Consider the following 20,786-nt stretch of genomic DNA (forward strand, 5'->3'; position numbering starts at 1 on the left):
CCTGAGGATAAGCTTCGCAAAGATCGCAGGACCGCCCCGGGCGAGCAGGTTTCGCGCCGAAGCGGCTATCCAGGGAGGACCTCTAATGAGCTTTGACCAGCAGCACCGGCCGATGAACGCGTCGCCGGTTTTCGGCATCATCTCGACAGTAGTCGCCGGCGGTCTGTCTCTCATCGACGCGTCCAAGCTGGATGCACCTCAGCGCCGCGCCGTGCACGCCGTAACGGCAGCCCTGACCGGGTTCTACGTCGCCGCTACGATCGCCGGCAGCAAGAAGGGGCTGGTCCCACTGAAGACGACGGCCGGGATCGCCGCAACCGGTATCGCCCTTCACTTCGCCGACGCCGGCGACACGATCGAGTTGCGCTTTCAGGAGAAGCTGCGCGAGGCAGGGGCGAAGCATCCACGCCGCTGGATGGCAGTGGCGGCAGCAGCAGCGACGTTCGCCGGCTATCTGAGTGACCGAACCGCCGCCCGCAAGAGCCGGTTCGAGGCTGTGCTCGGCCACCCGGATGAGCATGAGAGGGTGCTGGACTCCGGGGTTCGAACCATCGCCGAAGGCATCCTGGGTGCCCGGGACATTCCTGGGGCGCCGGAGCTTCTGGCGCAACTCGCCTCCGCTCGGGAGGTCTACTGGGACGAGGAGTTCACCTCCACCGCGCACTTCCGGATTCCAGATGAATTGCCCCGCGCCGTGCCCCACAACCAGGTGTTCCCGGTTCGTGCGCAGTTCACCGGGCCGGGCGGCACCCTGCTGCAGCTCCTGCTGCATATCTACGACGGCAAGCTCGATATGTTGACTGTCGATGCAGCGGACCCGGATGACAGCGATTACGTTGACGGGGTTCTCCAGAACTGGCCGGAACCCACCGAGGTTACACACGTCATCGAAGATCCAGACGGACGGACTGTGCCGATCGACGAGTGACGGCTGGCGCGGCCACGATGCGTGGAGAGCGCCGTGAAGCAGCTCGGTCAAGCTACCAACCATCTTCATGGACGGAGCGCTGTTCGCGTGCACAACGAATCCGCCATTACGTACAGTTGCTGACCGGCGATCCGACGCAGCCGGCGGGCGTATCATGGATTGTCATCTTTTCTCTACCCGAGGGGCCATACTGTGTCCACTGTTGAAGAAGCTTCCACCACCGCGCCCGTGACCGGCAGCAGCCGCGTCAAGCGCGGAATGGCGGAGATGCTCAAGGGCGGCGTCATCATGGATGTCGTCACCGCAGAGCAGGCCCGTATCGCCGAGGACGCCGGTGCCGTTGCCGTCATGGCGCTCGAGCGCGTACCCGCTGACATCCGCGCCCAGGGCGGGGTGTCGCGTATGTCGGATCCGGACATGATCGACAGCATCGTCGAGGCAGTCTCCATCCCGGTCATGGCAAAGGCCCGCATCGGCCACTTCGTCGAGGCGCAGGTGCTGCAGTCCCTCGGCGTTGACTACATCGACGAGTCCGAGGTGCTGACTCCGGCGGACTTCACCAACCACATCGACAAGTGGAAGTTCACCGTTCCTTTCGTCTGCGGTGCGACCAACCTCGGTGAAGCTTTGCGCCGCCTCAACGAAGGTGCGGCAATGATCCGCTCCAAGGGCGAGGCCGGCACCGGAGACGTCTCCAACGCCACCATGCACATGCGCAAAATCCGCTCGGAAATCGCCCGCCTCACGTCCATGGCCGATGACGAACTGTACGTTGCAGCCAAGGAACTCCAGGCACCGTACGAGCTCGTCAAGGAAGTTGCCGCAGCAGGCAAGCTTCCGGTCGTCCTGTTCACCGCCGGCGGCATTGCCACACCGGCCGACGCCGCCATGATGATGCAGCTCGGTGCTGACGGCGTCTTCGTAGGCTCTGGCATCTTCAAGTCCGGCAACCCGGCTGAGCGCGCCGCCGCGATCGTGAAGGCAACCACCTTCCACGATGATCCGGACATGATCGCCAAGGTCTCCCGCGGCCTCGGTGAAGCAATGGTCGGCATCAACGTGGACGAGATTCCGCAGCCGCACCGCCTCGCCGAGCGCGGCTGGTAGGACTGCAGACTCGCATGAAGTAGCACCGCGAAGGGCCGGACACTATGTCCGGCCCTTCGCCATTGGAGCTCCTGACTCACACTCGGGGCTAGGCTGGCGGTGTGAGCCGTGGCCTCCCATCAATTGTTCGAGCAACAGCGCTATCGATGCTGCTGCTGATACCCGGGTGCTCCGGTTCCGGGAGCGTGTCTCCTACGGGGTCCCCGGACACAACGAACACAACATCACCTCCGCCGGTCGCTCCTTCGGCTGAAGCGCCCGCTGCAGCCAGTGCCGTGCCGGAATCACCGAGCCCGACGCCGCTTCGCACCACCACCGCCCGGCCCGCCACCTGCCCGGGCGGGGAATGCCTCACAGTGGCTCTCACCGGTGACCTGCTGCTGCACGAGGGCCTGTGGGAACAGGCAGCTATAGACGGCGACGGCGAGTTGGACTTTGGCCCGATGCTTGCGGCGCAGCAAGAGTACATAGCGCCGGCGGACCTCGCTATCTGTCACCAGGAAACCCCGCTGGCTGAGCCGGGCGGCCAATATTCCGGCTTTCCAGCGTTCAACGTCCCTCCAGACATTGCCGACGCCGTAGCGGATCTGGGCTATGACGCCTGCACTACCGCGAGCAACCACACGCTCGATGCTGGCACCGCAGGCGTCAACCGGACCCTCGACGTCCTTGACCGGGCAGGGCTGGAACACACCGGTTCCTATCGCTCTCCCGAGGAGGCTGCGGAGACGCTGCTGGTGGAGTCGGGGGAAGCCCGGATCGCAATCATCACCGGAACGTACGCACTCAACGGGCTGGTGCCGGAATTTCCGGAGCAGGTTGACCGGCTGGATCCTGCCGGCATGATCGCCAGGGCGCGGATGGCACGCGAGGCCGGCGCCGACGTCGTCCTGGCTGCAGTGCATGCGGGCGACGAGTACGCCGACTACGCCAACGCGCAGCAGCAGGAGGTTGCGCACGCGCTGGTCGACAGCGGTGAATTCGACCTCATCTACGGGCACCACAGCCACTCCGTCCTGCCCATCGAGAAGTACAACGGCGTCTGGATCGTTTACGGGCTTGGGAACACCATCGCCGCACACCTCACGCCGGACATCCGGAACACTGAGGGACTGCTGGTGGAAGTTTCCTTCGAACAGAACGACGACGGCGCCTGGCAGGGTGCCGGACTCCGCTGGCTTCCAGCCACCTGGAACGGGCCGGGCCACCGGTGGTGCCCGGTAGCGGGCTTCAATCTCGAGGAAATGACCGCGTTGGATACTTCTTGCGTCTCCGCGGAGGAGGATGCTGCGAGCAGGCAGCGCAGCAAGGTCACCGTCGAGTCGATGGGTGCGGCAGACGCCGGGGCGGTGGAGTGGGGTGCCACCGACGTCGGCCAGACGTCCGCGAACGAATAGGCAACCAATGAGGATGGAGTGCACATGACTGCGGAACGTGAGGCGCTGGCTGCGCGCGTCAGATCAATGATCAGGGACGACCGGACCGTTCGCGAGGTTCCGATGTTCGGCGGGATCGCGTTCATGCTCGATGACCGGATGCTGGTATCCGCTGGGCGTGACGGCTCCCTGCTCGTGAGGGTCGATCCGCGGAACAGCGAAGGACTATTGCTGCGGTCCGGCGCGCGCCCCTCCGTCATGGGTGCCGGTCGACCGATGGGTCCAGGCTGGCTCACGGTGGACCCTGAAGGTCTGGCGGGGGATGAAGACCTTCTGAAATGGATTGGTGTCGCTCTCGAATATCACTCACGCCAGCACCGCCCGTAATGCCGTGAGGAGCTGATGAACTCATCAGTTCAGGTGCAGCCACCATGTTTGCCCGCGGCCAATGAGTTCGAATCCTCGTTGGGAGTACAGCTCGTAGCCTTCGGGGGTGGCATTCAGCGCCAGTTCCTGTGCTCCCGCGGTCGCTGCCTGCTGCGCCACCGCTGAAAGCAGCGCTGTGCCGATGCCGCGGCGGCGGAACTGGGGGAGCACTTCCATGTTGAAGATTCCACCGACGGCTTTGGCATCACCCGCCGCACCGTCGTAGAACGAATACGCGGCGCCAACAGGCAGCCCATCCACTCGCGCGAGTGCATGCCAGGCCTTCGGCGGCTCGGCCCGGGCAACGGCCAGTTCCGCGGCGAACGGACCATAGTATTCGGGCACGTGCGAGGTGATCGCGGCTCCCGCGGAGTCAAGGCCGGTGAGCGCCTCGACCGGCGCGCTCATCCACCATGGCTGCCAGCCGGATTCAAACCCGAACTCGGCTAGCTCCTTGCCCCGAACTGCGCCGTTGAGCCACACGCCAACGGTTCGCGCTCCGAGACGCACGCCCTCCGCGAGCCCCGGCCGCAAGCCTGCCGGGGACAACGTGGTGGGAAACATCAGCATGAGCTCGCACCTTGCAGGCAGCCAGACCCAGTCGGACTCATGCGTGGAGAAGGTGCGGCCGCCGGTTGCCTGTGCCATGGCAGCGAACCAGGCGCGCTGGAGGCGCTGGCAACCGGCGATCGTGGTCATGCCTGCTCAGCCAGCCCTCGACGCTCGAGGAGGGGATCGATGCTGGCCGCCCGCCCGCGGAAGGAAGCGAACGCGTCCAGCGGGTCAACGCTGTAACCGCGCGAGAGCAGTTCCTTGCGGAAATGTTCCCCGTTCTTCCGCGTCAGTCCTCCCGACTCCTTGAACCATTCGACGCTGTCCGCGTCCAGTACCTCGCTCCAGATGTAGGCGTAGTAGGCCGCTGAGTAGCCGCCCGCGAAGATGTGTTTGAAGTATCCGGCGCGGTACCGGGGCGGGACGGGCGCGTAGTCCACGCCGGCGTCGTGCAGTGCCTGCTTCTCGAAGGCAAGGGGGTCTTCAACCGTGGTGCCCGGCGGAAGTTCGTGCCACGCGAGGTCCAGGAGAGCGGCACCCAGGTATTCGGTGGTGGCGAAACCCTCACCCCATTGCCTGGCAGCAACGAGCTTGTCGATCATTTCCCGGGGGAGCGGCTCACCGGTCTGGTGGTGGCGCGCATAGTTGTTCACCACTTCCGGCCAGAGCATCCACATCTCGTTGACCTGCGAAGGGTATTCCACGAAGTCCCGCGGAACGCTCGTTCCGGAGAACAGCGGGTACGTGACATCCGAAAAGAGCCCGTGCAGTGCGTGCCCGAACTCGTGGAACGTGGTCCGCACCTCGTCAAAGGTCAGCAGTGTGGGTTCACCCGCGGGCGGCCTGGACACGTTCAGGTTGTTCACCACGACGGCCCGTGTTCCGGCAAGCCGCGACTGCTCCACGAAGGAGTTCATCCACGCGCCGCCGTTTTTGGTGTCCCTCGTGTAGTAGTCGCCGAGGAAGAGCCCCAGCTCGGAACCGTCCTCTTCCCGGACCTCCCAGATCCGCACCTCGGGGTGGTACCCCTCAAGATCGTCCCGTTCATGGAAGGTAAGCCCGTAGAGCCTGTTGGCGGCGAAGAAAACGCCCTCATTCAGTACCCGGTCCAGCTCGAAGTAGGGGCGCAGCGCGGCGAGGTCTACGTTGTACCGCTCGGAGCGGACCTTCTCGGAATAGAACGACCAGTCCCAGGCCTCAATCGGGTGGCCGGCCACTTCTTCAAGCTGTTCCGCTTCAGCCCGTGCGTTCCGCACAGCCGGCTTCGCGAGGCGTTCCAGCATGTCGTGGATGGCATCCAGTGACGGCGCGGTCTGGTCATCAGTGGCCAGCTCGGCGTGATTGGTGAAACCCAGCAGCGCAGCCCGCTCGGCCCGCAGTGCTGCCATGTCCGCGGCGACGCCTACGGTGTTGTCCGCGTTGTCGCGGGATCCGCGGTTGACGGATGCTTCATGCAGTCGACGGCGGGTTTCACGGTTCGTCAGGGACTCCATCGCAGGCTGGGACGTCGGCAGGATCAATGTCAGGAGGTACCTGCCCGAATGACCGGCGGCCTCGGCGGCGTCTGCCGCAGAAGCGATGTCGTCTGCGGACAATCCGTCGAGCTCCGAGGCGTCGTCGACAAACAGGGCAGAAGCATTCGTGTCACGCAGCAGCCGCTGTCCAAACTCCGTGCTGAGCCGGGAGAGCTCGCCGTTCAGCTCGCGCAGGCGCTGTTGGGCGGCGTCGTCGAGCTGGGCACCGGCGCGGACGAAGCGCTGCCGGTACTCCTCGGCCAGACGTGCGGACTCAGCATCGAGCCCGGTCGTCCCGACCGCATTCACGCGTTCGAACAGCGCAGCGTTGAGGTAGATGTTGTCCTCATGGGCAGCCAGGCGCGGGGCGATTTCCGTCTCCACGGCCTGGATCCCCTCGGTGGAGTGCGCTGACGAATTGTTGAAGAACACCAGCGCGACGCGGCGAAGTGCCTGCCCGGCGCGCTCCATCGCCACGATCGTGTTGTCGAAGGAGGCGGGAGCAGGTTCGGCGATGATCGCCTCGATCTCGGCGAGGTGCTCGCGGATGCCGGTTTCGAACGCCGGCAGGAAGTCCTCCTCGCGGATCTGCGCGAAAGGGGGCAACTGGTACGGCAGTGTGCTCGGATTCTGGAAAGGGTTGCTCATGGTAACCAACCTTGGCATAACGAGCGGCGGCGCTCCAGCAGGCAGACCCGTTTTCATCCCGTGTTCGCTTCCGTGACTTCATCCCGGATTCGCCTCCCGCCGCACCTATCATTGAAAGTCATCACCAAGGGAGGTCGTTGTGTCCGGACAGACGCAAATTCGAAGCACGTGGGCGGCACTGGGGCTGGCCCTCACGCTTGCCTGCTCGGGCTGTATGGGCGCGGGCGAGGGGCGAACCACGCAAGGCTCACAGCCAACGACGACGGCGCCCGCCTCCTCCTCCGCGCCCGCCACCTCAAACCCTCCCGAGGCCACCCCGGAACCCACACCTGAGCCGACCCCCGGCAAGGGGCCCGCCTGCCCCACGGACCGTTGCTTCTCCTTTCTGGCCTCCGGCGATCTACTGGTGCACCCGCAGCTGTGGGACCAAGCCGCCGTCGATGCACAGCAAACCGGCAACGGCACCCTCGATTTCGAGCCGCTCCTGGCGGGGCAGCGTCCCTACATCGAGGCGAGCGATCTCGCGATGTGCCATATGGAAACTCCGGTTGCGACGCCGGATGGTCCGTTCAGCGGCTACCCCCAGTTCAACGTTCCACCGCAGATCCTCGACGCCGCCAAGGCTGTCGGGTATCAGGCCTGCACTACGGCCAGCAACCACACCATCGACGCCGGCACCGAGGGCCTGGTGCGTACCCTGGACACGCTTGACCGGCTCAGTCTTGAGCACACCGGCTCCTACCGAACCGAAGCGGACGCCCAGGAGTTGATGATCCTCGAAACGCCGGCTGCGCAGGTCGCAGTCATTGAGGCCACCTACGGTCTGAACGGCCTGATTCCGGAATTCCCCTGGCAGGTGGACATGCTCGACGCGCCCACCATGATCGCGAAGGCGGAAAGGGCGCGTGAGGAGGGCGCCGACGTCGTTATCGCAGCCATCCACGCCGGCGATGAGTATGCCTCGCTGCCCAACCAGCAGCAGATCGACCTCGCTCATTCCCTGGCGGACAGCGGCGCTGTGGACTTCATCTATGGCCATCACACGCACTCAGTGCTGCCGATCGAGTACTACAACGGCACCTGGATCGTCTACGGTCTGGGCAACGGCGTCACCGAGTTGTCGCCGGTATATGACGTCAACAATGAAGGGCTGACCATCCGGGCGCAGTTCGCAGCCGACGAGTCGGGTCAGTGGTCGGTCAGCGATCTCGCCTGGGTGCCCTCGGTCATTGTGCGCGACCCGTACCGCTGGTGCTCGCTGGCTCCCGACCAGGAGCAGGGCTCCTGCTCAACCCCTGAACATGAAGCGGCAGTCAAGGCACGCACGTTGGCGACGGTGGAAGCCTACGGCGCGTCCGACGACGGCGCCCACCAGTGGCTGGTGTCGGAGGAGGACTAAGCGGAACCGACTCAGCGCGGCCGGCTTGCAGCGTGCCGCCGAGCGAGGTCGGCAAGGGTGTCGTCCACGTCGCCCGGCTCGAAGGAACCGTACTTGCGGGTCACGGCCTCACGGATCAGGAAGTCGGCAACAGCGGGATTCTTCGGCAGCATCGAGCCATGAAGGTAGCTGGCGACGATGTTGAGATGCCGGGCTCCTTCATGGTCCTCCTTTGAATTGTTGCCTTCGCCCTTGGTTACGGTGGCAAGCGGACGGACCGTCGGACCGAGGAAGGTCTGGCCGCTGTGGTTCTCGTAGCCGTGGATGTCGCCGAACTCCTCGCTACGGGCAACCACGTTCCCGATCAGTCGCTCGCTTCCGCCGTGGGTTTCAATGTCGAGGATGCCGATCCCGGGTATGACCGTGCCGTCCTGAGTTTTGAAGAAGTTGCCGAACAGCTGGTAGAGACCGCAGATCGCGAGCATGGGCGTGCCGTCCCCGGCAAGCGCGCGGAGGTGTGCTGCGTTCGACTGCAGGTCCTGCTGGATGACAACCTGCCCGCTGTCCTGCCCGCCGCCGCCGATCAGGATGTCCGCGTCTCCCGGAAACGTGTCACCCGCATTGTGTTCGAGGATGACCGCGTCATACCCGTGCCAGGCGAGGCGCTGCTTGAGCACCAGCACGTTGCCCCAGTCGCCGTAGATGTTCATGTCGCGCGGATACAGCTGCAGGATCCGCACGGTGCCCTTGCTCGCCGGAGTGCCGGAACTCATGAGACCACCTTCACATCGGTAATTTTGGAAAGGTCCCTGCGGATCGCGAGCATCGCGGTATAGGTGCAGAAGATCCGCTTCGGGCGGTCCTTCGCACTGCGGATGAAAGTGCGGAGCGCTGATCCGGTGTCAGGTTCGACGGCCTGGGCGGCGACGTCGTCGTACTGCAGACGCAGCGCCATGTCATACGCGCGGACGCCGCTGACCATCTCAACGCCGCCGGTGCGCAGGCTGTCGAAATCCACGTCCCAGAGCCAGGACATGTCCCGTCCGTCCGCGTAATTGTCATTGATTGCGATCATGGTTGCGTAACCCACAGCATCGAAGGACTTCAGGCCCAGGCGGAAGCCGCTCGGATTCTTCACGAGGACAAGCTCCAGCGGAAGGCCGTCCACCACGAGTGACTCGCCGCGGCCGAAGGCCGGCTCAACGGCTGCAAGCGAGCGCAGCATCGCATCGCGTTTTGCCTCACCACCCAGGATGACCCTCGCCATCGCCAGCGCGGCGGCGGCGTTGAAGATGTTATAGACCCCGCGGAGAGTGAGGTCGACCGTGCTTGCCTCGCCGTCCATGCGGAACGTAGCGGTGTTGGACACGACCGTTTCGAGCACGACGTCGGCGGGCAGGGACGAAGCCGGCGCGGTTCCCGTGGCGCCGCGGAGGTCATCATCGCTGGGGAAGGTGTCCCGGAGGGATTCAGCCAGCCCGAAATAAGCCACCGCCGCGTTGCGGACTGATGGTGCGATCGAGGCAACCCTCGGATCTTCCCGGTTGAGGACCACAGTGCCGGTGGTTTTCACTGCGATGTGTTCGAGCAGCCGCGTGGTCTTGTCGATCTCACCGAAGCGGTCAAGCTGGTCCCGGAGGACGTTGAGCAGCAGGCAGTGGGTCGGCGGAACCAGATTCACGAAGTGGACGGCGTGGGCCTCATCCAGTTCCAGGACGGCGACGTCGGCGCTCAGCCGTCCGCGCCAGTCCACCTCGCCGAGCAGCGCGGCGGCAACGCCCCGGGTGAAATTGCTGCCGGTCCGGTTGGTGAAGACTTTCAGCCCCTGGCCCTCAAGGAGCTCGACCACCATCTTGGTAGTGGTGGTTTTCCCATTGGTGCCGCTGACGACGATGATGCCCTTGGGCAGGTTTCGCAGCGCCCGTGCCATGAAGCCGGGATCGATGCGTTCAACGACCAGACCGGGAAACGCCGAACCACCGCCGCGCAGACGCGAGAGTGCCCGAACTGTTTTGCCCAGGGGCACGCTCACGAAAGACAGACCAGACATGGTATCTAACTTATCGCGCTTTCGCTCCCGTCCCGGTATGGCGCCCGGCAGGGTCAGCGCCAAACTAGAATGGGTCGGTGACTTTCACCATTTCCTCTGGCGGTGCCGCGCTGCGGGTCGGCGTTCTTGCAGTGCAGGGCGACGTACGCGAGCACATCCGGGTCATCGAGGCCCTGGGCGGAAAGGCGTCACCCGTGCGGCGCCCGAGCGAGCTGGAGCAGGTCGAGGGACTCATCATCCCCGGCGGCGAGTCCACCACCATGGACAAGCTGACCCGCGCCTTCGAACTCGCTGAACCGCTGCGCCAACGTATCCGCGACGGGTTCCCGGTCTATGGTTCCTGTGCGGGGATGATCATGCTGGCGGACACCATCGCTGATCCCTCCGTTGACCGTTTGGGCAACCCCCAGCAGACTATCGGCGGGCTGGATATGGTTGTCCGCCGCAACGCCTTCGGCAGGCAACGCGAATCCTTCGAGACTGACCTCCCGTTCCAGGAACTGCCCGGGAACGGCTCCGACGTCCACGCGGTGTTCATCCGTGCGCCGTGGGTGGAAAAAGTAGGAGAATCGGTGAAGGTCCTCGCACAGGTCGAGGCACCCGATACGCCGCCCGCCGAACACGGAGCCCAAACCAGGCCTGACAGCGGCAGGGCGCAGCCGGTCGCTAGGATTGTTGCAGTTCGCTCGGGAAACCTGCTGGCCACGAGCTTCCACCCGGAAGTGACGGGTGAGCATCGCATCCATGAGCTTTTCCTATCGTTGATCGCACAAAGAAGGGCAGAGCATGTCAGGGCACTCTAAATGGGCTACCACCAAACACAAGAAGGCCGTGATTGACGCCAAGCGCGCCAAGTCCTTCGCGAAGCTGATCAAGAACATCGAGGTGGCAGCCCGGGCGGGCGGAGCCGATCTGTCCGGTAATCCTGGACTGGAATTGGCTGTGCAGAAGGCCAAGAAGACGTCCGTTCCCATCGACAACATCAACCGCGCGGTCAAGCGCGGTGCCGGGCTCACCGGAGAGGTCGTCGATTACTCGGAGATCATCTACGAAGCACGCGGGCCGCAGGGGTCGGCCCTGCTCATCGAGTGCCTCACGGACAACAAGAACCGTGCAGCATCCGAAGTCCGGGTCGCAATCACACGGAATGGTGGATCAATCGCCGATCCCGGATCGGTCGCTTACCTGTTCGCGCGCAAGGGCGTGGTCTCCCTGCCGAAGAAGGACCTGTCCGAAGACGACGTCCTGATGGCTGTCCTGGACGCGGGTGCCGAGGAAGTTAAGGAGTCCGGCGACGCATTCGACGTCCACTCCGAGCCCTCCGATCTGCGCGCGGTCGTTGCTGGGCTAGAGGAATCCGGCATCGAATACGAGACCGACGAGGTTGAGTTCGTTCCGTCGATGCAGGTGGAACTCGATGCTGACGCCGCACGCAAATTCCTGAAGCTGGTGGATGCGCTCGAAGAGCTTGATGACGTCCAGAACGTGTACTCGAACGCGGAGCTCGGCGAAGACGTGATGGCCCAGCTGGAGAGCGACGATTAGTCTGCTCACCGCGGGTCTCGGTCAACGCCCGTGACGCTGCGCGTCATGGGCGTTGACCCCGGGCTCACCCGCTGCGGACTTGCCGTGGTGGATGTCGAACCGAACCGGCGCGCCACCCTGGTGGCGGTCGGGGTGGTCGGTACCCCGCCGGACCACAGCCTCGATCGCCGGCTGCTGATGATCGCCGATTCCGTGGACCTCTGGCTGGATACGCACTCACCGGCGGTACTCGCCGTCGAACGCGTTTTCAGCCAGCTCAACGTCAGCACCGTCATGGGTACCGCCCAGGCATCGGGGGTGGTGATAGCTGCGGCGGCGAGACGGGGGATACCTGTAGCGCTTCACACACCGACCGAGGTCAAGGCGGCAGTAACGGGCAACGGACAGTCCGACAAGGCCGCAGTTACCAAAATGGTGACGAAGATCCTCCGCCTGGCGACGCCGCCCACCCCTGCCGACGCCGCTGATGCTCTTGCACTTGCCATCACCCACGCCTGGCGAACCGGATCAACTTCGTCAATTCGGAGCCAGGGCGGGTCGGGCCGGACCGCGGCCCAACAGTTGTGGGCTGAAGCGGAAGCGAAGGCGCGTCGACGGCGGTGAATTCACTCCGGCACAAGCCTGCATGCCGGCGTGCCTCGGTGTGGCGGCATCGAATAGTCGGCGCCGGGCCGTACGCTGATTCGTAGATATGTTCGGTGATATTCGTTTCGATACTCAGCATCTGGAGCCCAGCGCATGATCAGTTCTCTGACCGGGACCGTAAGCCATGTGGGCCTGCACTCGGCCGTACTCGACGTCAACGGGTTCGGGATGCAGGTACAGGCAACGCCCCAAACCCTTTCCACTCTCCGGCTGGGCAACCAGGCAAGACTTTTCACCTCGTTGATCGTCCGCGAGGATTCGATGACCCTGTTCGGATTCACAGATGCAGACGAACGTGAGGTCTTCGAAACCCTGCTGGGCGTCAGCGGCGTAGGCTCGCGGCTGGCGCTGGCAGTGCTCGCGGTCTATGCGCCGGCAGCCATCCGCACCGCCGCATCGTCGGGGGATGACAAAGCGTTCAGCAAGGTTCCAGGCATCGGGCCCAAGGGCGCGCGGCGCATCGTGCTTGAACTCGCCGACAAGCTCGTTCCGCTTGAGACCGACACTCCATCAACTGCCGCCGGCGCCTGGCAGTCCCAGGTCCTCGCCGCAATGATGGGCCTCGGTTGGTCGGAGAAGGACGCCGGCTCTGCCATCGACTCCGCAGTGAAAGAGTCTCCTGAGATCGCGGCATCCGGAGACGTCGGTTCCATCCTGAAGCTCACACTGCGCAGGCTGGGCCAGGACGGGGCGCGCAGCTCTGCACGGGCTTCGGTGAACTGATGACAGATCAGGAGCAGCCGCTCGTATCGCCCGCCGTGGACCCGGAGGACCGGGCGGTCGAGGCAGCCCTGCGGCCGAAGAACCTCGACGATTTCGTCGGTCAGGCAAGAGTGCGCCGTCAGCTGTCCCTTGTCCTCGAAGCATCCCGGATGCGGGGCCGCAGCGCGGACCATGTTCTCCTGTCCGGGCCACCCGGCCTTGGCAAGACCACCCTGGCGATGATCATCGCCGCGGAGATGAATGCGCCCCTCCGCATCAGTTCCGGTCCCGCCATCCAGCACGCCGGTGACCTCGCCGCTATCCTGTCCTCGCTGACTGAGGGGGAGGTACTCTTCCTCGACGAGATTCACCGTATGTCCCGCCCGGCAGAAGAAATGCTGTACATGGCGATGGAGGACTTCCGGGTGGATATCATCGTGGGAAAGGGACCCGGTGCAACCGCCATCCCGCTGGATCTTCCACCCTTCACGCTGGTCGGCGCCACCACCCGCGCCGGGCTGCTGCCGGGACCACTTCGCGACCGGTTCGGCTTCACCGGCCATCTCGAGTTCTACTCCACGGCCGAGCTTGAACTCGTTCTCCGGCGCTCGGCCATGATGATGGACATGCGGGTCAACTCCGCTGCCTTCGCTGAGATCGCCGGGCGCTCCCGAGGGACGCCCCGAATCGCGAACCGCCTTCTTCGGCGCGTCCGCGACTGGGCGCTGGTGCACGGCGTGGACGTCATAGATGCACGGTGCGCCGGTTCCGCGCTGGACATGTACGAGGTTGACGCCAAGGGGCTCGACCGCCTCGACCGGTCAGTCCTGACCGCGCTGATCACAAAGTTCAACGGCGGGCCGGTGGGCCTGTCCACTCTGGCCATTGCAGTAGGAGAAGAACCCGAGACCGTGGAAACGGTCGCCGAGCCGTATCTTGTGCGGGAGGGAATGCTCGGCAGAACGCCGCGCGGGCGTATTGCCACGGCAGCTGCGTGGGAACATCTGGGTCTGGTCATGCCCGCAGCGATCGCAGCCGCCATGCCTGAGGGCCTTTTCCCGATGTACGAGGATGAGCCGGTTTCCGGAGCCGGAATGGCGCTCGGGAGCGAAACGGAATGGAGTCGCAACAACAGCTAGTGCTTAAGCTGTCCTATATTCCCCGTAGACTGGAACGATGTGTGGCACAGCCCACGCAATTCATTGCGCCCGGCCGCGCTGACCAACATAGGAACGGATCTTCTCTGTGCTCGCAAATGTAGTTGCCCAGACCACCCAGCCGACGGGTGGCGGGTTTGACATCTTCAGCCTGCTCCTCCCGCTGGCTCTCGCCTTTCTGATCTTCACCATGTTCCGCAAGCAGCGGAAGATGAAGAAGCAGGTCGCCGAGCAGCGCACCCAGATGGTTCCGGGTACCGAGGTCATGACCAACTTCGGTCTCTTCGGCACCATTGTTTCCCTCGACGAGGACAACAACAAGGCTCTCATCGAGCTTTCCCCGGGCGTCACCGCGACTGTTCACTCCCAGACCCTGAGTAAGGTCGTCACCCCGGAGCCGGTGGTTGAGGAAGAGCACAGCGTTCCCGACGACGCCTCGTCGCTGACGGACCCGCTCACGGATGCTGACCGTCCGGTTCGCGAGGAGACACCGGAGGAGTCAGCCGAGCGGCTTGACCGGGAGAACACGCGCGACCGAAACGACAAAGACCAGTAATCTGCGATATGGCCGCGCTCTGACGGCCACCACGTCTCGAGTTCCAACACCCAAAGGATTCACGCACCATGGCACGAACCGGCCCGGGCTACGCCGCCAAACGAACTCTCGTGTGGCTCGGCGTAGTCTTCGCACTCCTTGCGTTGCTGCTCGGCGGAGGCTCGCTGTGGAGTAACGCCAGCTGGGCACCCAAGCTCGCCCTCGACCTCGAGGGCGGTACCCAGATGATCCTTGCACCCCAGGTGCAAGGTGGCAGCGAGGAAATCACCCCTGAACAGCTTGACCAGGCGGTCGAGATCATCCGGCAGCGAGTCGACGGCAGCGGTGTCGCCGAGGCTGAGATCAGCACGCAGTCGGGGCAGAACGTAATCGTCGCCCTCCCGGGCATCCCTGAACCGGAGACGCGGGAACTGATCCAGGCCTCGGCCCAGATGGAGTTCCGGCCCGTGCTGATAGGTGGCCCGGGGCTCGCTCCGGCAGCTGAAACGCCGACGCCCGAAGACCAGCTTCCCACTCCGAGTGCCGAGCCGACTGATGCCAGCGATCCGAACTGGATCACTGCGGAGCTCCTGCAGGAATTCGAGTCGACCGACTGCACCAGCCCTGAAGCGCTGCAGCCTGCAGTGGAGCCGGCGCCTGCCGACCAGCCAATGGTCGCCTGCGAGCCGGACACACAGGGAAAGTACATTCTTGGTCCGGTTGAGGTGCGTGGTACCGAGATCGAGTCAGCCGATTACGGCATGGCCCGCAGCGCCCAGGGCCAGACCCTGAACGAGTGGGTCGTCAACATCGACTTCAACGATGAGGGAACGGAGACCTTCCGGGAAGTAACCGAACGGTTGTTCGCCATCGGTTCGGGAGATCCACGGAACCAGTTCGCCATCGTGCTTGACGGCGTCATCGTCTCCGCTCCGACCACCAACGCTGTCATTCCTGACGGTCGTCCGCAGATCAGCGGCAGTTTCACGGAGGAATCGGCAGCAGCACTGGCAGAGCAGCTGAAGTACGGTGCGTTGCCGATCAGCTTCGAGATCCAGAGCGAGCAGCAGATCTCTGCCACGCTCGGCGCCGACCAGCTGCGGCTCGGCTTGATCGCCGGCGTGATCGGCCTGGTGCTCGTCGCTGTGTACTCGATCTTCCAGTACCGGATGCTCGGCCTGGTGACGATCGCCTCCCTCGTGGTGGCCGGTGTCCTCACCTACCTTGCAATCTGCATACTCGGCTGGACAGAGAATTATCGGCTGTCCCTTGCCGGTGTTGCCGGGCTGATTGTCGCCATCGGCCAGACCGCGGACTCGTTTATCGTCTACTTCGAACGGATCAGGGACGAACTCCGTGACGGACGCGGGCTGGTACCGGCCGTCGAGAACGGTTGGCGGCGTGCCAAGCGAACCGTGCTGGCGTCCAAGGCAATGAACCTCCTCGCCGCCGTCGTGCTGTATTTCGTGGCCGTCGGCAACGTACGCGGTTTCGCCTTCACGCTGGGTTTGACCGCGATCGCGGACCTTGTGGTCGTCTTCCTGTTCACCCACCCGGTGATGCGTCTGCTCGCCATGACCCGGTTCTTCGGCGAAGGCCACCGCTGGTCCGGGCTTGATCCCTCCCGCTTGGGTGTGCTTCCGCTGTACCGCGGAGCCGGCCGGGTGCGGCACAAGCCGGTAGAGCGGCCCGCAGTCGAACTGCGCGGCAGGAACAAGGCTGCTGCGGGCGAGGCTGAGCGGCGAATGACGATTGCCGAACGGCGCCTGGCTGAACAGCAGAAAGCCGCTGAAGAACAAAAGACCGTCAGTGCGCAAGCACGCGGAACCGAGGAAGGGGACAATCGATGAGCCGCTTCAGTTTTGCCGAATTCGGAAACGAACTGTATTCCGGCAAGCGGTCCTACCCCTTCGTGGGAAAACGCAACCTGTGGTTCGCCATCGCCGGTGCGGCCATTCTGCTGTCGCTGCTGGTGCCGGTGATCAAGGGCGGGTTCAATCTGGGCATCGACTTCCGCGGTGGATCAGAGTTCACCGTTTCGAATGTGCAGGACACCTCCGTCGGGGCGGGCGAGCAAGCCGTCACCGATGTGGTGCCGGAAGCGGTTCCCCGCGTGACCAACATTGCGCCGGAAACCATGCGCATCCAGACGGAACGGCTCAGTGACGACCAGACCCTGAGCGTGCGGGATGCCCTGATCGGCGCCTACAGCGTTACCGAGGAAGATGTCACGTCAAACTTCGTGGGACCCACCTGGGGTGAAGATGTCAGCCGTCAGGCGATCATCGGCCTGATTGTCTTCGTTGCCCTCGCTGCGGGATTGATGGCGATCTATTTCCGTACCTGGAAGATGTCGGTTGCGGCAATGGCGGCGCTGGTGGTGGTGATGGTGACCTCCGCCGGTATCTACTCGCTCAGTGACTTCGAAGTCACTCCATCGGCAGTCATCGGCTTTCTGACAATTCTGAGTTATTCCCTATATGACACGGTTGTGGTCTTCGACAAGATCCGCGAGAACACGGCGGATCTGGAAGTGTCCAGCAAGCGGACCTTTGGAGAGCAAGTGAACCTGGCGGTCAACCAGACCCTTGTCCGGTCGATCAACACCTCCGTGGTCGCCGTTCTGCCGGTGGCTGCAATCCTCTTCATCGGTGCGATGCTGCTCGGTGCGGGCACGTTGAGGGATCTGTCACTGGCGCTCTTCGTCGGCATCATCATCGGTACGCTGACTACCGTCTTCGTCGCCGCTCCCATGTATGCGAAGCTCCGGATGAACGAGCCTGACATCCGCAAGCAGGAAAAGCGCGTGATGCACCGCCGCTCCCTTGAAGCCGGGGAAGCCGGGGAAGCCCAGGAAGCCGGCACAGCCCCCGCCTGACCATCGTCGCGCTGTAGCGCAACACCGGATGCAACCGGCCCGCCACCTTTGATGTGGCGGGCCGTTTTGCATCCCACTGTCCTGATACTTCCGGGCTGATCTCCCTGCGGAAGGCAGAACGTGCGCGGCAGGCTTCAGACGGCGGATAAACTTGGAGAGGCAACCGTGAGTGTGGGATGTTGTAGCCTCACCCGTCCGCGGTGGGATTGATGGAAATTGCAACGGAAGTGGGGTTATGGGTGGCTGAAGCCAGTGGTCCCGGGCGCCCGTCCGAGACTGGACCGTCCACAGGTCCAGACACAGAATCGCGCACGCAGACAACCCATGCGGCAACTCCGGCGCCGGTGCGCCCCGGCCCCGGGTCTCCGGCCCCTGACGATGGCGCCGCCGCGCCTGGCCGCCGGGAACGCACGCGTGCCCGGCTCGCCCGCCTTGCCGGACGGGGTAACTCAGATTACTCTCCGGTCCTCGAACCACTTTTGCGCACCGTCCGGGCCAACAACCCGAAAGAGGACCTTGAGTTCATCAAGCGGGCCTATGAAGTGGCTGAACGCAGCCACGAGGGTCAGAAGCGCAAAAGCGGCGATCCGTACATCACCCACCCGGTAGCTGTCGCCACGATTCTCGCCGAGCTCGGCATGACCGGGACAACCCTCGCCGCCGCACTCCTGCATGACACAGTTGAGGACACCAGCTGCACCCTTGATGACATTCGTCGTGACTTCGGCCAGGAAGTGGCGATGCTCGTTGACGGAGTCACCAAGCTGGACAAGGTGTCCTTCGGCGATGCAGCCCAAGCGGAGACCGTGCGCAAGATGGTGGTCGCGATGGCCAAGGACATCCGGGTCCTCGTGATCAAGCTGGCCGACAGGCTGCACAACGCCCGGACCTGGCGCTTCGTCTCACCCGAATCCTCCGCCCGCAAAGCGCGGGAAACCCTTGAGATTTTCGCTCCCCTCGCGCACCGCCTGGGCATGAACACCATCAAGTGGGAACTGGAGGATCTCTCCTTCGCCGCACTGCATCCCAAGGTCTATGAGGAAATTGTGCGGATGGTCGGCGACCGCACGCCGGAGCGCGAAAAGCACCTGAACTTCGTCCGGGACCAGATCGGCGATGACCTGCGTTCAGTCAAGATCAAGGCCACCATCTCGGGAAGGCCGAAGCACTACTACTCGATCTACCAGAAAATGATCGTGCGGGGTAAGGACTTCGACGACATCCACGACCTGATGGGTGTGCGCGTCCTCGTTGACTCGGTGCGCGACTGCTATGCGACTCTTGGTCAGCTGCATGCACGGTGGAATCCGCTCCCGGGCAGGTTCAAGGACTACATCGCGATGCCCAAGTTCAACATGTACCAGTCGCTGCACACCACGGTGATCGGGCCCGGCGGCCGTCCCGTTGAAATTCAGATCCGTACACACGATATGCATCGGCGGGCTGAGTACGGTGTGGCGGCGCATTGGAAGTACAAGAACCAGGGCGGTGCAGGAACCAGCGGTGTTCCGGACAACAGTGATATGGGGTGGCTGCGCAGCCTCGTGGACTGGCAGCAGGAGACGTCGGACCCGGACGAGTTCCTCGACTCCCTGCGGTTCGAAATCAACGCCCGTGAGGTATTCGTCTTCACGCCCAAGGGTGAAGTCATGGCGCTGCCCGCCGGATCCACGCCCGTTGACTTCGCGTATGCGGTACACACCGAGGTTGGTCACCGTACGATCGGGGCCCGGGTAAACGGCAAGCTCGTGCCGCTCAACAGCGAGCTCAACCACGGCGACTGGGTGGAGATCTTCACGTCGAAGGCGGAGGGGGCAGGCCCAAGCCAGGACTGGCAGGGATTCGTCAAGAGCCCGCGTGCACGGAACAAAATCCGTCAGTGGTTCACCAAGGAACGCCGCGAAGAAGCGATTGAAAAGGGCAAGGATCAGCTGACCCGCACAATGCGGAAGCAGAATCTTCCCCTGCAGCGCATGATGACACACGATGCCCTGCTGGCAGTGGCACAGGAACTGCGTCACGCGGACATCTCAGCGCTCTACGCCGCCGTAGGTGACGGGCACTCTTCGGCCCAGAACGTGATCGAGCACCTCGTCACCCAGATGGGCGGCCACGCCGGCGCCGAGGAAGATATTGCGGAGGCGACGGTAGCCACGCAGCCGCGGCGCCCCAAGTTCTCCGATTCCGGCGTCACGGTGCGCGGGGTGGGTGACGTTTGGGTCAAGCTTGCACGCTGCTGCACCCCCGTTCCGCCCGACCCGATTGTCGGGTTCGTCACCCGCGGTTCCGGCGTGTCGGTGCACCGCAACGACTGCCGGAACGTTCAGGAGCTACGGGACCAGCCCGGCCGGATCGTGGACGTGGAATGGGCTCCCACACAGTCCAGCGTGTTCCTGGTGGAGATCCAGGTGGAAGCGTTGGACCGCAAGAGCCTGCTCTCGGACGTGACCAGGGTTCTGTCGGAGAACCATGTGAACATCCTGGCAGCGAGTGTGAACACGTCGACCGATCGGGTGGCACTGTCACGGTTCGCGTTCGAGATGGGCGACCCCAAATACCTCAGCCACATCCTCAGTGCGGTGAGGCGGATCGACGGTGTGTTCGACGTTTACCGCACCACCGGCTCCCAGCGGCGTATCTAGCGGCTGACGCGCAGGGCCTCGCGCAAGCGGCTCAGCGCTCGTGCCTTACCGGGCACCCGCACAGAGCTCTCGAGCGAGAGGATCACCAGGTGCAGCGGGCAGCGCAGTCCGGGTGCGGCAGCGATGCTTTGCAACGCCTCAACGGCCCAGGAATCCTGTCCGTGAACTGCGACATCGAGTGCAGTCCGCAGGGGAGAGGTCACCGCTACACCGCCGATGGTGGAAAGATCGCAGGGCCCAAGCGTCACCTGGTGCATCACCGCTTCGCAGAAGGCGGGAAGCGCCGTTGTGCGCCTGCGATGATCAGTGACGAGGCTGACGACGGCCGGAGCAGGGGCGCAGCCGTACACCCACGCCGCGCTCTGGCGGGCGAGCGCAACCCGTGCGTGAAGTGAGCGCGGAACCGTGTTGATGGCTGATTGAGCGCGGATCGCCGGCGTTGACGGCTGATCCGTGCGCACGTAGGAGTCCCCGCACACATGGACCATCAGGCCGTCCAGCTGCATGGCCTGCAGCTCAACGGAACTAAAAAGGCTTCCGCCGTGGAACAGCACTCCGCCCGTGGAGTTGATGGCAAGGTCCCGGTGGGCAAGCGCGCGCCCCTGCACGGGAGGTCCTTGCGAGTTTGGCATGACTCAAGCTTCCCCAACCAGCAGGCAAAGGGAAAGTCCCGGCCGGCCCGCTGTGGATAACGGTCGACCGG

General features: G+C 64.1%; 19 protein-coding genes. 14 read left to right on the top strand and 5 right to left on the bottom strand.

The window, feature by feature from the left end:
* The first annotated feature begins 85 nt into the window (after window positions 1–85).
* The 4 genes from JOD47_RS15720 (at window position 86) to JOD47_RS15735 (ending at window position 3,798) form a co-directional block, all read left to right on the top strand.
* Window positions 86–928 carry a hypothetical protein gene (locus tag JOD47_RS15720; RefSeq protein ID WP_204535713.1) on the top strand — a complete coding sequence of 281 codons (843 nt, stop codon included), beginning with the start codon at window positions 86–88 and terminating at the stop codon, window positions 926–928.
* Window positions 929–1,120: 192 nt separating this feature from the next.
* Window positions 1,121–2,035 (top strand): pyridoxal 5'-phosphate synthase lyase subunit PdxS, encoded by a 915-nt coding sequence (pdxS, locus tag JOD47_RS15725; protein WP_204535715.1) that lies wholly within the window; start codon window positions 1,121–1,123, stop codon window positions 2,033–2,035.
* A 275-nt stretch (window positions 2,036–2,310) separates the two neighbouring features.
* Window positions 2,311–3,432, top strand: a complete 1,122-nt coding sequence (locus JOD47_RS15730; RefSeq protein WP_307836345.1) for a CapA family protein — start codon at window positions 2,311–2,313, stop codon at window positions 3,430–3,432.
* 24 nt (window positions 3,433–3,456) lie between these two features.
* Complete coding sequence (locus tag JOD47_RS15735; RefSeq protein WP_204535717.1) at window positions 3,457–3,798, top strand: TfoX/Sxy family protein; 342 nt, start codon at window positions 3,457–3,459, stop codon at window positions 3,796–3,798.
* Between the two features lie 24 nt (window positions 3,799–3,822).
* On the opposite strand, the gene JOD47_RS15740 is transcribed toward JOD47_RS15735, so the two are convergent.
* Window positions 3,823–4,536, bottom strand: a complete 714-nt coding sequence (locus JOD47_RS15740; RefSeq protein WP_204535719.1) for a GNAT family N-acetyltransferase — start codon at window positions 4,534–4,536, stop codon at window positions 3,823–3,825.
* Entirely contained in the window at window positions 4,533–6,551 is a 2,019-nt protein-coding gene (locus tag JOD47_RS15745; protein WP_204535720.1) for a M3 family metallopeptidase, read from the bottom strand. The genes JOD47_RS15740 and JOD47_RS15745 overlap by 4 nt, the downstream gene beginning before the upstream one ends.
* Window positions 6,552–6,690: 139 nt before the next feature.
* On the opposite strand from JOD47_RS15745, the gene JOD47_RS15750 reads away from it, so the two are divergent.
* A complete protein-coding gene (locus tag JOD47_RS15750; RefSeq protein ID WP_307836346.1) occupies window positions 6,691–7,950 on the top strand; it encodes a CapA family protein in 1,260 nt (419 codons plus the stop codon).
* 11 nt (window positions 7,951–7,961) lie between these two features.
* On the opposite strand, the gene JOD47_RS15755 is transcribed toward JOD47_RS15750, so the two are convergent.
* Together JOD47_RS15755 and JOD47_RS15760 are read right to left on the bottom strand one after the other, a co-directional pair.
* Window positions 7,962–8,702 carry a type 1 glutamine amidotransferase gene (locus tag JOD47_RS15755; protein WP_204535722.1) on the bottom strand — a complete coding sequence of 247 codons (741 nt, stop codon included), beginning with the start codon at window positions 8,700–8,702 and terminating at the stop codon, window positions 7,962–7,964.
* The gene (locus JOD47_RS15760) at window positions 8,699–9,979 is read right to left on the bottom strand and encodes a Mur ligase family protein (RefSeq protein WP_204535724.1); all 1,281 of its coding nucleotides are present in this window, start codon (window positions 9,977–9,979) and stop codon (window positions 8,699–8,701) included. Before JOD47_RS15760 ends, JOD47_RS15755 begins: the two co-directional genes overlap by 4 nt.
* 77 nt (window positions 9,980–10,056) lie before the next feature.
* Here JOD47_RS15760 and pdxT point away from each other — a divergent pair, with 77 nt between their 5' ends.
* The 9 genes from pdxT to JOD47_RS15805 all read left to right on the top strand — a co-directional run bounded on the left by pdxT (window position 10,057) and on the right by JOD47_RS15805 (window position 20,083).
* Complete coding sequence (gene pdxT, locus JOD47_RS15765) at window positions 10,057–10,782, top strand: pyridoxal 5'-phosphate synthase glutaminase subunit PdxT (RefSeq protein ID WP_204535726.1); 726 nt, start codon at window positions 10,057–10,059, stop codon at window positions 10,780–10,782.
* A complete protein-coding gene (locus tag JOD47_RS15770) occupies window positions 10,766–11,524 on the top strand; it encodes a YebC/PmpR family DNA-binding transcriptional regulator (RefSeq protein WP_204535728.1) in 759 nt (252 codons plus the stop codon). The genes pdxT and JOD47_RS15770 overlap by 17 nt, the downstream gene beginning before the upstream one ends.
* Before the next feature lie 30 nt (window positions 11,525–11,554).
* Window positions 11,555–12,127, top strand: coding sequence for a crossover junction endodeoxyribonuclease RuvC (gene ruvC, locus JOD47_RS15775; RefSeq protein ID WP_204535730.1), 573 nt, complete (start codon window positions 11,555–11,557; stop codon window positions 12,125–12,127).
* Between the two features lie 135 nt (window positions 12,128–12,262).
* A complete protein-coding gene (ruvA, locus tag JOD47_RS15780) occupies window positions 12,263–12,892 on the top strand; it encodes a Holliday junction branch migration protein RuvA (RefSeq protein ID WP_204535732.1) in 630 nt (209 codons plus the stop codon).
* Window positions 12,892–14,010 carry a Holliday junction branch migration DNA helicase RuvB gene (gene ruvB, locus JOD47_RS15785; protein WP_204535734.1) on the top strand — a complete coding sequence of 373 codons (1,119 nt, stop codon included), beginning with the start codon at window positions 12,892–12,894 and terminating at the stop codon, window positions 14,008–14,010. Before ruvA ends, ruvB begins: the two co-directional genes overlap by 1 nt.
* A gap of 106 nt (window positions 14,011–14,116) precedes the next feature.
* Complete coding sequence (locus tag JOD47_RS15790) at window positions 14,117–14,584, top strand: preprotein translocase subunit YajC (RefSeq protein WP_204535735.1); 468 nt, start codon at window positions 14,117–14,119, stop codon at window positions 14,582–14,584.
* Window positions 14,585–14,652: 68 nt separating this feature from the next.
* Window positions 14,653–16,413 (top strand): protein translocase subunit SecD, encoded by a 1,761-nt coding sequence (secD, locus tag JOD47_RS15795; RefSeq protein WP_204535737.1) that lies wholly within the window; start codon window positions 14,653–14,655, stop codon window positions 16,411–16,413.
* Window positions 16,410–17,441, top strand: a complete 1,032-nt coding sequence (gene secF, locus JOD47_RS15800; protein WP_204535739.1) for a protein translocase subunit SecF — start codon at window positions 16,410–16,412, stop codon at window positions 17,439–17,441. Before secD ends, secF begins: the two co-directional genes overlap by 4 nt.
* 209 nt (window positions 17,442–17,650) lie before the next feature.
* Window positions 17,651–20,083: a RelA/SpoT family protein gene (locus JOD47_RS15805; RefSeq protein ID WP_239548135.1), complete on the top strand. Its 2,433-nt coding sequence runs from the start codon at window positions 17,651–17,653 to the stop codon at window positions 20,081–20,083.
* On the opposite strand, the gene JOD47_RS15810 is transcribed toward JOD47_RS15805, so the two are convergent.
* On the bottom strand, window positions 20,080–20,715 hold the full coding sequence (locus JOD47_RS15810) for a hypothetical protein (protein WP_204535741.1): 636 nt from the start codon (window positions 20,713–20,715) through the stop codon (window positions 20,080–20,082). The genes JOD47_RS15805 and JOD47_RS15810 overlap by 4 nt on opposite strands.
* Between the last annotated feature and the right edge of the window lie 71 nt (window positions 20,716–20,786).

Source organism: Arthrobacter tumbae (genome assembly GCF_016907495.1).
Classification (GTDB): domain Bacteria; phylum Actinomycetota; class Actinomycetes; order Actinomycetales; family Micrococcaceae; genus Arthrobacter_D; species Arthrobacter_D tumbae.

Excerpts from the sequence above, each read along its gene's own strand:
- JOD47_RS15720 (WP_204535713.1), top strand. The coding sequence starts at position 86 with ATGAGCTTTGACCAGCAGCACCGGCCGATGAACGCGTCGCCGGTTTTC.
- JOD47_RS15735 (WP_204535717.1), top strand. The coding sequence starts at position 3,457 with ATGACTGCGGAACGTGAGGCGCTGGCTGCGCGCGTCAGATCAATGATC.
- JOD47_RS15740 (WP_204535719.1), bottom strand. The coding sequence starts at position 4,536 with ATGACCACGATCGCCGGTTGCCAGCGCCTCCAGCGCGCCTGGTTCGCT.
- JOD47_RS15745 (WP_204535720.1), bottom strand. The coding sequence starts at position 6,551 with ATGAGCAACCCTTTCCAGAATCCGAGCACACTGCCGTACCAGTTGCCC.
- JOD47_RS15755 (WP_204535722.1), bottom strand. The coding sequence starts at position 8,702 with ATGAGTTCCGGCACTCCGGCGAGCAAGGGCACCGTGCGGATCCTGCAG.
- JOD47_RS15760 (WP_204535724.1), bottom strand. The coding sequence starts at position 9,979 with ATGTCTGGTCTGTCTTTCGTGAGCGTGCCCCTGGGCAAAACAGTTCGG.
- JOD47_RS15770 (WP_204535728.1), top strand. The coding sequence starts at position 10,766 with ATGTCAGGGCACTCTAAATGGGCTACCACCAAACACAAGAAGGCCGTG.
- ruvA (WP_204535732.1), top strand. The coding sequence starts at position 12,263 with ATGATCAGTTCTCTGACCGGGACCGTAAGCCATGTGGGCCTGCACTCG.
- ruvB (WP_204535734.1), top strand. The coding sequence starts at position 12,892 with ATGACAGATCAGGAGCAGCCGCTCGTATCGCCCGCCGTGGACCCGGAG.
- secD (WP_204535737.1), top strand. The coding sequence starts at position 14,653 with ATGGCACGAACCGGCCCGGGCTACGCCGCCAAACGAACTCTCGTGTGG.
- secF (WP_204535739.1), top strand. The coding sequence starts at position 16,410 with ATGAGCCGCTTCAGTTTTGCCGAATTCGGAAACGAACTGTATTCCGGC.
- JOD47_RS15805 (WP_239548135.1), top strand. The coding sequence starts at position 17,651 with ATGGAAATTGCAACGGAAGTGGGGTTATGGGTGGCTGAAGCCAGTGGT.
- JOD47_RS15810 (WP_204535741.1), bottom strand. The coding sequence starts at position 20,715 with ATGCCAAACTCGCAAGGACCTCCCGTGCAGGGGCGCGCGCTTGCCCAC.